The sequence below is a fragment of the Desulfosoma sp. genome, assembly GCF_052743555.1.
Genome location: NZ_JBRAHS010000018.1, coordinates 16,061 through 29,207, shown reverse-complemented (window position 1 = coordinate 29,207; position 13,147 = coordinate 16,061). Strand labels below are relative to the sequence as shown.

At 57.1% G+C, this 13,147-nt stretch carries 12 protein-coding genes; 7 read left to right on the top strand and 5 right to left on the bottom strand.

Annotation, left to right across the window (positions count from 1 at the left end; translation table 11 throughout):
• From ACUVSA_RS11875 to ACUVSA_RS11845, 7 genes are read left to right on the top strand one after another with little or no spacing between them, the layout of a single operon-like run.
• The gene (locus ACUVSA_RS11875) at positions 1 to 1,002 is read left to right on the top strand and encodes an ABC transporter ATP-binding protein (protein ID WP_445894972.1); all 1,002 of its coding nucleotides are present in this window, start codon (positions 1 to 3) and stop codon (positions 1,000 to 1,002) included.
• 4 nt (positions 1,003 to 1,006) lie between these two features.
• Complete coding sequence (locus tag ACUVSA_RS11870) at positions 1,007 to 2,065, top strand: ABC transporter ATP-binding protein (RefSeq protein ID WP_445891834.1); 1,059 nt, start codon at positions 1,007 to 1,009, stop codon at positions 2,063 to 2,065.
• Complete coding sequence (locus tag ACUVSA_RS11865) at positions 2,059 to 2,610, top strand: deoxycytidylate deaminase (RefSeq protein ID WP_445894971.1); 552 nt, start codon at positions 2,059 to 2,061, stop codon at positions 2,608 to 2,610. Before ACUVSA_RS11870 ends, ACUVSA_RS11865 begins: the two co-directional genes overlap by 7 nt.
• Complete coding sequence (locus tag ACUVSA_RS11860; protein WP_445891836.1) at positions 2,607 to 4,076, top strand: thymidylate synthase; 1,470 nt, start codon at positions 2,607 to 2,609, stop codon at positions 4,074 to 4,076. Before ACUVSA_RS11865 ends, ACUVSA_RS11860 begins: the two co-directional genes overlap by 4 nt.
• Before the next feature lie 20 nt (positions 4,077 to 4,096).
• A complete protein-coding gene (locus ACUVSA_RS11855) occupies positions 4,097 to 4,792 on the top strand; it encodes an HAD family hydrolase (protein ID WP_445894970.1) in 696 nt (231 codons plus the stop codon).
• A complete protein-coding gene (locus ACUVSA_RS11850; protein ID WP_445894969.1) occupies positions 4,789 to 5,673 on the top strand; it encodes an esterase/lipase family protein in 885 nt (294 codons plus the stop codon). The genes ACUVSA_RS11855 and ACUVSA_RS11850 overlap by 4 nt, the downstream gene beginning before the upstream one ends.
• Before the next feature lie 16 nt (positions 5,674 to 5,689).
• A complete protein-coding gene (locus tag ACUVSA_RS11845) occupies positions 5,690 to 5,983 on the top strand; it encodes an FAD assembly factor SdhE (RefSeq protein WP_445891839.1) in 294 nt (97 codons plus the stop codon).
• 737 nt (positions 5,984 to 6,720) lie between these two features.
• Here ACUVSA_RS11845 and ACUVSA_RS11840 read toward each other — a convergent pair.
• The 5 genes from ACUVSA_RS11840 to acd form a co-directional block, all read right to left on the bottom strand.
• A complete protein-coding gene (locus ACUVSA_RS11840; protein WP_445894968.1) occupies positions 6,721 to 8,811 on the bottom strand; it encodes a TRAP transporter permease in 2,091 nt (696 codons plus the stop codon).
• Positions 8,799 to 9,206: a hypothetical protein gene (locus ACUVSA_RS11835; RefSeq protein ID WP_445891841.1), complete on the bottom strand. Its 408-nt coding sequence runs from the start codon at positions 9,204 to 9,206 to the stop codon at positions 8,799 to 8,801. Before ACUVSA_RS11835 ends, ACUVSA_RS11840 begins: the two co-directional genes overlap by 13 nt.
• Positions 9,207 to 9,222: 16 nt before the next feature.
• Positions 9,223 to 10,218: a TAXI family TRAP transporter solute-binding subunit gene (locus tag ACUVSA_RS11830; protein WP_445894967.1), complete on the bottom strand. Its 996-nt coding sequence runs from the start codon at positions 10,216 to 10,218 to the stop codon at positions 9,223 to 9,225.
• Positions 10,219 to 10,402: 184 nt separating this feature from the next.
• Positions 10,403 to 11,959 (bottom strand): acyl-CoA carboxylase subunit beta, encoded by a 1,557-nt coding sequence (locus tag ACUVSA_RS11825; protein WP_445894966.1) that lies wholly within the window; start codon positions 11,957 to 11,959, stop codon positions 10,403 to 10,405.
• Between the two features lie 14 nt (positions 11,960 to 11,973).
• Positions 11,974 to 13,131, bottom strand: a complete 1,158-nt coding sequence (gene acd / locus ACUVSA_RS11820; RefSeq protein ID WP_445891844.1) for a glutaryl-CoA dehydrogenase Acd — start codon at positions 13,129 to 13,131, stop codon at positions 11,974 to 11,976.
• Positions 13,132 to 13,147 lie beyond the last annotated feature (16 nt).

The window sequence follows — 13,147 nt, the reverse complement described above, 5'->3', positions numbered from 1 at the left end:
ATGGCGCCTCTACTGCACGTCGATCATCTCTGCACTTTCTTCTTTACGGATCGCGGCACGATCAGAGCTGTAGACGATGTGAGCTTTTGCCTGGAGTCGGGAAAGACCTTGGCTTTGGTGGGAGAATCGGGCTGCGGCAAGTCCGTGACGGCTCTGTCCATTATGCGGCTGATTCCCACGCCTCCAGGAAGAATCGTGTCCGGGCGCATTCTGTTCGAGGGCGTGGACCTTTTGCAGCTGTCGGAACCGGAAATGCGCCATGTGCGCGGGAACAAAATTTCCATGATCTTTCAGGAGCCCATGACATCCTTGAATCCCGTGTTTCGTGTCGGGGATCAGATCGCCGAAGTGCTGGAACTGCACCAAAAGCTGTCCCGAAAGGAGGCGTTGGATCGCGCCGTGGAGCTGCTGCGGATGGTGGGCATTCCTTCAGCGGCATCGCGCCTTCGCGACTATCCGCATCAAATGAGCGGCGGAATGCGCCAGCGTGTCATGATTGCCATGGCTTTGGCCTGCAATCCGCGAATTCTTATCGCCGATGAGCCCACAACCGCTTTGGACGTGACCATTCAAGCGCAGATTCTGGAACTCATGAACGATCTTCGGCGCACCACGGGCGCAGCCATTTTGCTCATCACCCATGATCTGGGTGTGGTGGCGGAAACCGCTGAACATGTGGAAGTGATGTACGCCGGGCGGGTTGTGGAAGAAGCGCCGGTGCGCGATCTCTTTCACGAGCCCTTGCATCCCTACACGCAAGGACTTTTGCGCTCCATTCCCAGCCTGGTGGCAGACGAAAAACGCCGGCTGGAAGCCATTCCCGGCGTGGTCCCCAGCCTGCTGGCGCTGCCCCCGGGTTGCAAGTTCCATGATCGTTGCAGCATTGTCATGGACCGCTGCTTCACCGAAGAGCCGACGCTCACGGCCTGGAAACCCGGTCACCAGGTGCGGTGCTGGCTGTACGACGAGTCCTCAAAAAAACCTGACAAGATGAAAGAATAGGGTGATGGCACACAGGGAGTTGTCTGCGGAAGCTCTCGTGGTTCTTCATCAGGTCAAGAAACATTATCCCGTCACAGGAGGCGTCTTCCGTCGCCAGGTGGGGGTGGTCAAGGCTGTGGACGGCGTGAGCTTGACGATTCACAAGGGGGAAACCCTGGGCCTGGTTGGGGAAAGCGGTTGTGGAAAATCCACTCTGGGGCGCGTGATGCTGCAGTTGGAGCGACCCACCTCGGGTTCCGTCCTTTTTTCCGGCATCGACCTGGCGGCGCTGGGTCGAGCCGAGCTGCGGCCTTTGCGACGCCGCATGCAGATCATTTTTCAGGACCCCTACGCCAGCCTGAATCCGCGCCAGACCGTCGGGCGCATCATCGGGGAAGGGCTGGTCATTCACAAGGTGGGCACGCCCGCCGAACGCCAGGAGCGCGTTCGTCACCTGATGGAAGTGGTGGGACTAAGACCTGAACACATACACCGTTATCCGCACGAATTCAGCGGAGGGCAGCGCCAGCGCATCGGCATTGCTCGAGCCCTGGCGCTGCAACCGGAACTGATTATTTGCGACGAACCCGTATCGGCCTTGGATGTGTCCATTCAGGCCCAGGTCATCAACCTGCTCATGGACCTTCAAGAACAGTTCGGGTTGACTTATCTTTTTGTGTCCCATGACCTGTCCGTGGTGCGCCACATCAGCGACCGCGTGGCCGTCATGTATCTCGGGCGCATTGTGGAATCGGCTGATCAAAAGACGCTGTACCAGGCCCCTTTGCACCCTTACACCCAGGCGCTCTTGGAAGCGGCGCCCTTTCCTGATCCGGACCGAAAAAAAGAGCGCAAAAGCTTAACCGGCGACCTGCCCAGTCCCCTGCATCCTCCCGAAGGATGCCACTTTCACCCCCGTTGCCCCAAAGTCATGGACATCTGCCGGCGCCTTGTGCCATCTTTGGAACCGGTTGCAGAAGGCCATCTCGTGCGGTGTTTCCTGCATCATCAGCTGGCTGAAAAGGAATCGGAGGCGAACCCATGTCCAGACAACGACCCAATTGGCACGAATACTTCATGCTGATTGCAAAAATTGTGAGCACACGCTCCACATGCAATTCCAGGCCCGCCGGGGCCGTGATTGTTAAGGACAACCACATTCTTTCCACGGGCTACAACGGCGCCATGCCCGGAGCGCCCCACTGCATTGATCAGCCCGATCTGCCCGACGGCCGCCCTTACTGCTATCGACGCAGCCTGGGGATTCCGGATGTGGACAAATACAACTTTTGCAAAGCCAGCCACGCCGAAGCCAACGCCATCGCTCAGGCGGCCCGGTACGGCATTTCCGTGGAAGGTGCTACACTCTACACCACCTTGGCACCCTGCTACGTGTGTCTGAAACTCATCGCCACAGCGCGCATTCGAGCCGTTTATTACGAGCACACCTATGATTCGGCATCCGCCCAGCGGGACCTCTTTTGGCGGCAGGCGGTTCGAGAAGCCGGCATCGACGTTTTTGAACAGTTGCTCATTTCTCGCGAAACCTACGATTACATTCTGTCCGATATTCGCAACATCACTTCCCGGCGGCGCACCCCCGCCACCGATTTTTTACCGATCGTATGAAACTTGAATTTGTTCCTCTTTACTGCCAAGAACAGATTCTCCGCATCAACCCCAAAGGAACCGTAGGGCTGCTCACCCTGTGGTCCCGCCCCGATGTGGTGCTGGAAAGGCTGCGGCGCCTGGGTGCGGATTTGCATTCCCTCACCAGCCCCATTGCCGCCGTTGGGACGCTGTACGGCAACGGGCTTCGAGAACTCCTGAGAAACCTTCTCTATAATCCGCAGATCGACACCCTTGTGGTCTACGGCCGGGATCGCTCCGGATCCTTGAATGAATTGCGGGCTTTTTTTGAACACGGGCTGGAACCCTACGGTGACACCTCGGTGGCTTATGAACCCACGGCGCTCGGAACCCCTGAACCTGCGCGGATTCGAGGCACGCGGCGCGTCATCGACAACCTGGTGCGGCCCGAACATTTCCCAAGCCCCCCGATCATCGTCTCTTTTGGATCGCCCAAGGACAATCCCAACGCCGAAGATCTCATTGGGTTTCTCAAGGGCTACAAACCCCGGCCCGGTGCGCCGGCGCAACGTCAGACGATTCCTTTGCCCCAGGTGCGCATCGCCGCCCATCCCAGCAATCCTCGAACCCATACCATTGTTGCCGACGATCCCCTGACCGCATGGAAAGATCTCATCGCCACGATGCATCGGTTCGGCGTTCCAGTGACCTTGGCCAAAGGGGAGCGCCGAGAATTGCAAAATGTGAAAGTCGTTGTGGAACATCCTCAGCCCGTTCCCGAAGCCGAGCTCCAGCGCTATGGCTTTGATCCCGTAAAGCTTCGCCGCTACCAACAGGACATGCTCAGCCCGTCTCTGGAACCGGATGAAACTTACAACTACGGTAACCGCCTGCGCGCTTACTTTGGCTTAGACAGCCTGCCGATCGTCATCGACCGCCTTCGCAAGGACCCTCAGGACCGCAAAGCCTACGCCGTCCTTTGGGATCCGCGCCGCGATCTGGCGGCTCCCTCGGGACATCCGTGTTTGGTGAGCCTCTTCTTTCGCCTTTTTCAGGGCGCCTTGACCCTCACAGCCACTTTTCGCACCCACAACGCTTTGGATGCCTGGCTGGTGAATTTCTACGGCCTCATGGCCGTGCAAGACCACGTGGCTTCGGCGGTTTCCATGACACCGGGTGCCATAACGGTTTTCAGTCATTCCATCACCATCGACGCGGGGCAGGCGGATCGGGCCGCCCTCATTGCCGCGGAAAGATCTTTCAGGTATCGAGAAGATCCCATGGGATATTTTCGCATCAGTCTGGACGGCCATGAGATTTTGGTGGAACATCGCTATGGGGATGTGACGCTCAAGACCTATTGTCACAGCAAGGCTTCCCGCCTTCAGCATGAACTGGCCCGGGATGGTGCCCTTTCCGACATCAACCATGCGCTGTACGTGGGTCGCCAGTTGGAACGCGCCGAACGCTGCCTTCGCGACGGGTTGCCTTATCGGCAGGAATAAACTTTCTCGCAGGACCCAGGATGCCTAAGGCCGCTTTTTTTTTCGATATCGGGCACACTTTGGTCACCGGGGCTGAGGCGTCCCCTCGACGTCTTCTCGGTGCAGCGCTGGGCCTGACCGACGAGCAGACCAAGATCATCGGCAAGCTCATTATGACTCTGCCGGCCGAAGAGCCTCAAGCCGTCAGCGAGGCCATCGCCAAAGTTCTTCCGTCCCTTGAGCCCTTCACGGTGGCACGGGAAGTGTGCCGCGTGTGGTATGAACAAATCGCCTGTGTGCGGGAAATCCCTGGAGCCACGCCATTGATTCGCCGCCTTAAGGAAGCGGGCCATTGCGTAGGGGTCATTTCCAACATCTGGCATCCTTTTTTTTTAGGCTTTCAAAAAGAATGTGCGGAAATCAATGCTTTGGTGGATTTCCACTTTCTCAGTTACCGAACCGGGATCAAAAAACCTTCTGCATCCCTCTATCGACAGGCTGTGGACGCGGCGCATCGCCAAGGCCTTGACCGGTGCTGGATGATCGGCGACTCTTACGAGTTGGACATAGCTCCGGCACGCCTCGCGGGCATGCACAGCCTGTGGATTCTGTGTCGGCCCGAAAGAGAGCGCCCTCTTCTCGCCGATATTCTAAACGCCAAAATGCAGGCACCCGACGGCTGCGTCCCGGAACTCAAAGACGTCCCCGACTTTTTGCAAGAAAAGGGCTGGCTGTGATCGCTGTGCTATGCATCTTCTTTGGCTTCATCACCCTCTTTGCCGCCTTGACCTATGTCCTTTATTGGTACGACACGGCCAACGGGCCCGCCTTGGACGACCTGCGCAACCGATCCCAAGGGCGCCCCAGGTTCTATGTCCTGCGGGGATTCCTTTGGGCGCTCATCGCCCAGACTCTGGCCCTGCTCACCTTTCCCCTGGGACTGCTCCCCGAACGCCAAAGGGCTTCACGGCCTTCTGCCAATACCGGTCCCATCATCATCACTATTCATGGGCTTTATCATAACCGAAGCGCCTTTTTGTTCGTGCACCGGGCCCTGCGGCGTGCGGGATTTCATGATGTGCGATCGTGGTCTTATGCCAGCTGGTCCGCCGATTTTTTTCAGAGGAGCGCCCAACTCGCCCGCGACCTGAGAGCCCTGCACCATGCCGAACCTTTGCGCCCCATCGTGCTCATCGGGCATAGCCTGGGCGGCCTTTTGGCCCGGCACGCGGCTGTCACTGTCGGTTCGAACACCCTGGCCGGATGCCTCACCTTGGGCACGCCGCACCAAGGAAGCCGCCTTGCTGTGTTCGCTCTTGGGTACCTGGGGCGATCCCTCGGGTACCGCAGCCCGCTCATTGAAAAGATCGAACGAGACGAAAGGTCCTTCGGCGCCCCAAACTTCTCCTGCGTGGCCCTGTCATCTCCCGTAGACAATATGGTGCTTCCCACGGAAGCTTTGCAACCGCCGGGATCCCATTGGAAAGTGCGCTGGACACCGCCCATGAGCCACGTGGCCATGCTGTATCACATGGAATCGATTAGGGAAATTGTTGCGTGGACTAAAGAATGCGCCTCCACACAAAACCGTTTTCCCGGTGGACAAAGCCAATCGTGAACCAGGAAGGACCGCCATGACACCCGAAGAGGCTCATTCCCTTGAGCAGGAATCTATGGAAAGGATGCGCCGAAAGCTGCGTTATCTGTGTCGGCGTCGGGCCACCCAGGAGCTGGAACTCATTCTCTCGCGCTTCTGGGAAGCGCACGCTGAGGCTCTCAAGGAACGGGATCTTCTTGAATTGGAAGCCCTTCTGTCCCTGGACGACATGGATCTTATGGCCATGTGCCTTGGACAAAAGCCGTTCCCGGCCTCATTTCGCCAGGAACTCACAAGCCGCCTTCTGGCCGTTCCTTTGATCAGGTCTTAGCCGCTTTCCCTATGACGGTTTGGCCGCGCTCTGTCGACTCGAGGCTGTCGGAGCGCCGCAAGGCGCCGGAAGGCATCGCGGCTTGCGCCGCTTCCACTGAACATGTTCTTGAACACACTCCGTTGGAGCTCCGGTAACGTGCGCGCCACGGGTCCCCTACAACACCCTTACCATGCATATTCTCGGACACGCTCCGTTGGAGCCCTTCGGAAGCGGGGCTCAAGACTTGCTGTGTCCGTAGGAGAGGTTTTGCGCGCCGGTGTTTTCAAGCGGTCGGCCTCCCGGCCGTCGGCGTGAGGTGCGGACCCGCAGAAGGAGCAGGTCCCTTTGAAAAAAACCTTTGGGACCTCGGGAACGTGGTCCAACCGATAAACCTTTCAAATCGCGGGAACGCGGTTCCTTTGAGGAATGGCAACGAAGCGGGACAAGCACGCCGGCTGTTTCAAGACCTTCAAGGCACATCGTTGGGCGATCCACTCGCCTCGGAGGAACACGCTCCTGCGCGTCCTGTTCTTCTCGGACCGGCAGGAGCAGGTACCTTCGAGAAGAACGGAGGCGCAAGCCCTTTGCCTCTAAGGGACGGCCTCCCGGCCGTCCGCCAGGGGTGCGACCCGAAGGAGCCGCTTCCTCCGAAGCGAATCCAGTCGGATTGATCACTGGATCGCCAGGAACCCGAGCTTTTGAGAAAAATTTGATGCCGGCAAGGTTCTCCCGAAAAGGCATCGCTCTGCCTTCTGTTAGGCGGGCACGTGCGCTGCCGCCTCTTTTGGCCGACTCAGCCACGCCTTAGCGCCGACGATCAATGCAAAGGCGCCGGTTACGGCGTTGAAACCCAGGTGAGGGTAAAAGAGAAGCAGCCCACAGACGCCTGTGATCCATCGTTCCACCGACGAAAGTCGTCGAAACAGGTACCCCACCACGCCCACATTGAGAAAGACCACCGCTCCGATGGATGCCAGGAAGCGCAGCGCGATGGCCTGAATCGCGGCCCATCCCGAAAGGGTTTCCGTGATGGGGAGAATGAGAAGGGCCGTGCCGCTGAAGGACAAGATAAAGGTGAGCCCGATGAAATACTTGGGTAGGGCGACACGAGCGGCAAAAACGCCTGTCTTGATGGGATCCGTCCCCATGACTGCTCCCGCGGCATAAGCCGAAAGCGCCACCGGGGGCGTGACCTCCGCCAGAACGGCAAAATAGAAGAGAAACATGTGTGTGGCCAGCAGGGCCGGTCCCTCCGGAGTGCCGCTCATGACGGCCAACTTTTGTATGGTGGGTGCCGTCAGTGCCGAAGTCAACACATAGGTGGCAATGGGCGGCACCCCCATGCCCAAGATCAGGCTGAAGACGCCGGTAAACAGCGTGGCCAAGAGCATACTCGATCCGCTGATCTTCAGCATGACAATGGAAAATTTGGATGCCAGCCCGCTCAGCACCATCATGGACATGATCATGTTGGCGGCGATGACCGCACTGGCGATATGCAAAAGGGACACGGTCCCCTCTTCCAAGGCTTCCCATATCTTGGCCACGGGAGGCCGCACCGTCTTGTCCGCGTAGGCGAATAGCAAAAAAAGACCGATGGCCACGGATACCGTGAGACTGATGGCAAACCCTCGGTAGATCAAGGCAATGATGAACAGAATGGGCACGAAAATGTAGGCGTAGCGCCAGAAATACGCCCAATTGGTGCTGGACGCCACTTCCAGGTGCGGCAGTCCCTCTCGGCGCACGTATAACTCGTTGTAAAGCATGATTCCCAGCAGATAGAGCGCCATGGGACCCGTGGCCATGATGATGATCTTGGAATACGGAATGGACAGCAGTTCCACCATGATGAACGAAATGGAGCCCATGACCGGGGGCGTAATGTAGGCAATGGAACCCACCGTGGCCACGACCCCTGCGGCCACCAGTCGATTGTAACGCACCTGATCATAGAGCGGCCTCGTAAGGGTCGCCACAAATTGGGTGTCTGCAGCGCCGGACCCGGAAAACATGCCCATGAGGACCGCCATGACGGAACTGGCTCGCCCTGGGGAGGCAGGGCTGCGGCCGACCAAAAGAAGAGCGATGTTGGCAAGGATTTTTCCGAATCCCATATGCGTCACCACCGCTCCGAGGGTGGTGAAATAAATCAAGTACTTCAGCGACACACCCGTAATGGAGCCGAAAATGCCGGCTTCCGTTTCGCAATACATTTTGCCCAGAAGCATATCCACACTGAAGCCGGGATTGGCGAAGGTACCAGGGATATTATGGCCGTAGGTGTTATAAAGGATAAAAATCATGACCAGGGTCGGCATGATGGGCCCGCTCAGCCGAAAAATCACTCCCAAAACCAGAAGAACTTCAGCAAAGGCCATGCAAAGATCCCAGGGTTCCGGCATGATGGCCCGATAAATAAGCTTCTCATAAGTGGCCACCAGGTACAGAAAGGGCAGGAGACTGAGGAGCCCGCAGATCAAGTTGGCAGGCCTGCTCACCTGGGGAATGGTGACGGACACCATGGTCAGAGCCCAGACCGCAAAGCCCAGAATCTTTATGAAGAAGGGAAGATCCAAGCGCATGAATTCATAGGTGAGCAAACCGGTCATGACGAGCAGGGGCAAAGCCCCCCAAAGACTTCTGGCCTTGAGCCGGTAGATGCATACCCAATACCCCAGAAGCGCAATCAGGCACACGTGGGTCGCCCTTTGCACCTGGGTTAGGTCCAGAACGGAAACATGCAGGGAAGACAAAGGCGTGTACGGGTGAACGACAAGGTAGAGATGGTAGAGCGTTCCCGCGATCGCCAGCACGTGGACCATCCTACGAATCAAAACGTCCATAACAAGGTCACCTCCAAACAGCCGTTTTGAATCTCCCACCTGTCGTCACCAACCAAGAGCTCAATCCCTTGCACACTGCACAGCTTCAGCGAGGAAGTCGTCTGGCGGGAAAGACACGTGTCTATGTCATAGGTTCCGAAGGTGTAGTAGTTTTCCGTTTCCTCGTCCGTTTCCATGGAGAAGCGATCAAATTGGGAAAGCACCTGAAAATGCACGGTCACCGGTTTGAGGGTCACGGAATTGGCAAAACGAAAGGAACCCCTTTGAAAACGATGCAGAAAGACCAGTTGGGTCTGGCCTTCCCTAGTGATGCGAACGGGTTTGATGAAAAGCCCTACGGCAAACAGCCCCAGCAGAAAAAACGTGCAGCCGATCACCGTAGAGCGCGTGGTCATAGGCCGTTCGTCTGTCTTATTTCACAAGGCCCTTTTCTTTGAAGTAGCGCACGGCCCCGGGATGGAACGGTATGGCCGTCGTGCCGACGAAGCGGGCCGTGTTTTCCGCCGTGGTGTCTTTAGACGGTTTGACGGAAGCATGGAGTGTGTCCAGATTCTCAAAGACTGTCTTGGTGATGGTGTAGGCCAGATCCTCGGGAAGGTTCTCCGGCCCCACAAACATGTTCCAAAAGGCCAGAGTGGGCACATCATCGGTCAATCCGTAGACGTCCTTGCTGATCAGCGTCGGGTCCGCTAGGCCCTTGAATTCTTCCATGAAAGCCGCCACGCCGGGATCTGTTTTTGGAAGGGGCACCAGAGCCAAATTCATGCCCTTGCGTTTTAGGGTATTGGCCAATTCCACAATGCTTCCGGTGGGCAAGCCGCCAGACCAAAAATACGCATCAATGGTGCCGTTGGCCAGAGCCTCGTCGGATTCCTTGGCTCCCAGTTTTTCCCACTTCTTGAAGTCTTGCGGATTAATGCCCGCCGCCTTAAGGAGATTCAAAGCGGTAAATTCCGTGCCGCTGCCTGGAGCGCCTGTGGAAACACGCTTATCTCTCAGATCCGCGAGGTTCTTGATACCGGACTGGTTCGTGGTGACCACATGCAGGTAATTGGGATACATCATCCACAAGATATTGGCTTTGACCGGCTTTTCTCCAAACTTTTCATGCTTTCCGGTCACGGTGAAATAGGCCGTGTCCGGAAGCACCGTGGCCAGGAAGTAAGTCTTCTTGTCCGAATCGGTCTTGTCTCGAATGAGAAGCATGTTGTCCACGGATGCTGCCGTCTGAATGGCCGTAGCCTGAACGGCGTTGTTCTTCGTCAGAATTTCAGCCACTTGCGTGCCGTAGTAATAGTAGACGCCGCCGATACCTCCCGTGGCCACAAGGACCTTGGCGGACTGGGCCTGCGCTTGCCCGATGAAAAGACCCATGACCAACATTCCCACCAATGCAAGCTTCTTCATCGTCCTCTCCTTTCTTCTGACCTCACATGCCCTGCTGCCTTGTTCCCAAGAACCTGCCCCTTTAGAACCCCGCCGGCGACTTCAAAAAAAACCGTACAAATTTTGTCGACAAGAAACAACCTTCTTTGAACACCAAAAAAGGGGGAAGGCCTCGTTCCCATGGACCCTTCCCCCTTCTCGCTCATCATACCGGCGTGATGCCATGCTTGCGGTCAGGAGCTTCTTCATCCTTGTCCAGGGTCATTTCCAGGCCTTTGATCAGGCGTCGGCGCAACTCCGCCGGCAAGATGATGTCATCCACGTGTTGCAGACCGGCGGCATAGGTAGGATTCACGTAGCGCTCCATGAACTCCTTCTCGCGCTCCGCCCGCACCTTTTCGGGATCCGACGCTGCGGCGATTTCCTTACGGAAAAGGATGTTCACCGCCCCTTGCGGACCCATGAGGCAGATTTCGGCCGTGGGCAAGGCAAAGACCAGGTCCGCACCCAGGTCTTTGCTGCACATGGCCAGGTATCCTCCCGCATAAGCCTTGCGCACGACGCAGGTGATCTTGGGCACGGTGGCCTCCGCATAGGCGTAGAGCATCTTGGCACCATGGCGAATGATGCCGTTGTATTCCGACCGAGTGCCAATAAGAAAACCCGGCACGTCCTGCAGGTTGATGAGCGGTATATTGAAGGCGTCGCAGAAGCGAACGAAACGCGACCCCTTGTCGGCCGCGTTGTAGTCCAAGGCGCCGTTGTACTTCATGGGATTGTTGGCCACGACACCGACCACATGGCCGTTGAGCCGGGCAAAGCCGATAATGAGGTTCTGGGCGAAGTCCTTTTTCAGTTCAAAGAAACTCCCCCGATCGAACACCACCTCAATGACCCGGCGCATGTTATAGAGCTTTTTCTGGTCTGTAGGAATGATCTCTTCCAGTTCCGCGGTTTCCCGATCGGGGCTGTCTTCGGGGATCTCATAGGGCGGTAGATCCTTATTGTTCAGCGGCAGGTAAGACAAAAGTCGCCGCGTCTGTTCCAAGCACTGGCGGTCGTCGGCCATGGTTCCGTCCGAAACCCCTGTGATCCGCCCATGCACTTTGGGGCCTCCCAGCGACTGCTCGTCGGTCTTTTCGTAGACCACGGCTTCCACCAAGGGAGGGCCGGCAATGAACATGGAACTGGTCTTGTCCACCATGAAAATGAAGTCCATGAGGGCTGGCGAATACGCCTGGCCCCCGGCCACAGGTCCCATGATCAGCGCAATTTGCGGAACAACCCCGGAAGCGGCCACATGGCGGTAAAACAGCTGGCCGTACTGGGAAAGGGCACCCATCTGTTCGGTTACGCGGGCACCGCCTGAGTCGTTGATGCCCACCACGGGGTAGCCGTATTTGCGGGCCATATCGATGATCTTGCAAATTTTACGGCCGTGCCGTTCCCCAAAGGTTCCCGCCACCACCGTAAAATCCTCGGCGTACACCATGCACCCTCGGCCGTTGACTTCGCCGTAGCCGATAATAACACCGTCGGCGGGCAGCTCTCTTTTATCCAAACCGTAGTCCCGACCGATGTGTTTGGCAAAAAGATCCACTTCTTCAAAGGTACCGGGGTCAAACAGCAGCTCGATGCGTTCCCGGGCCGTGAGCTTGCCCTTGGTATGTTCCTTGGCTTGAAGCTCCGCTCCGCCGCCGGCTCGCAACCGTTGCTTTTCGGCGTCCAATTTCTCCGTCAGTTCTTTCCACTCCGGTGCCATACCCCCCTCTCCTTTTATCGGTTCGGCTGATGGCCACAGGTGATGCCCGCAATGATCATCTTCTGCACATTGCTTGTTCCTTCTACGATCTGGTAGGACTTGACATCCCTGTAGTAACGCTCGATGGGGTATTCCGTGGAAAATCCGTAGGAACCGAAAATCTTCATGGCTTCGTTGGCGGCCCGCACGGCGCTTTCCGACGCATAAAACTTGGCAATGGACGTCTGCAGTTGATTGGGCTTTCCTTGGTCCTTGAGGTAGGCGGCATGGTAAACGAGCCATTTGGCCGCTTCGTGTTCGGCCGCCATTTCGGCGATCTGGGCCTGAATCATCTGATAGGTGGAAATGGGTTGACCAAACTGGGTGCGCTCATTGGCATATTTTACGGCCAGCTCCAGACACGCTCCCGAAACTCCCAAAGCCCCGGCGGCACAGCTCAGACGCGTGTTGTTGAGCATCCACATGCAGATCTTGAACCCTTCGCCCACCTGGCCCAGGACCGCGTTCTTGGGAATCTTCGCTCCGTCAAAAATCAGTTCTCCCGTCGGCGAACAATACAGTCCCAGTTTGGATTCAATGGCGCGCCGTTCAATGTTGGGATGATTGGCCACATCCACGATGAAACAGGTCATGCCCTTGTATTTCTTCTCTTTGTCCGTGTAGGCGTAGACGAGCCCCACGTCGGCCACCGGAGCGTTGCTGATCCACATCTTTTGGCCGTTGAGCTCCCAGTGGTCGCCCATGTCTTTGGCTGTGGTGCGCATGCCCGCCACATCGGATCCCGCATTGGGCTCCGTGATGGCAAAAAAGCCGATTTTTTCGCCGGAAACCCACCCGGGAATGTATTTTTTCTTTTGTTCTTCCGTGCCGAATTGGTTCACCGTGATGGCCGGACCGATGTTTTGCATGTTGAACGGCACGCGCCACGATGGCGAGACTTTGGCAATCTGCTCGGTCATGAGCACCGACTCCATAAAGCCCATGCCGTTGCCCCCATACTCCTCGGGAATGCAGCAGCCAAAAAAGCCCAATTCCCCCATCTTTTTCAGCCGTTCCCGGTTGAACACATGCCCCCGCTCTTCTTCTTCCACCGTAGGAAGAATCTCTTTTTCCGCAAACCGGCGCGCCTGTTCCTGGACCATGCGTTGTTCTTCGGTGAGTTCAAAGTCCATGAGCGTCCCCTCTCCC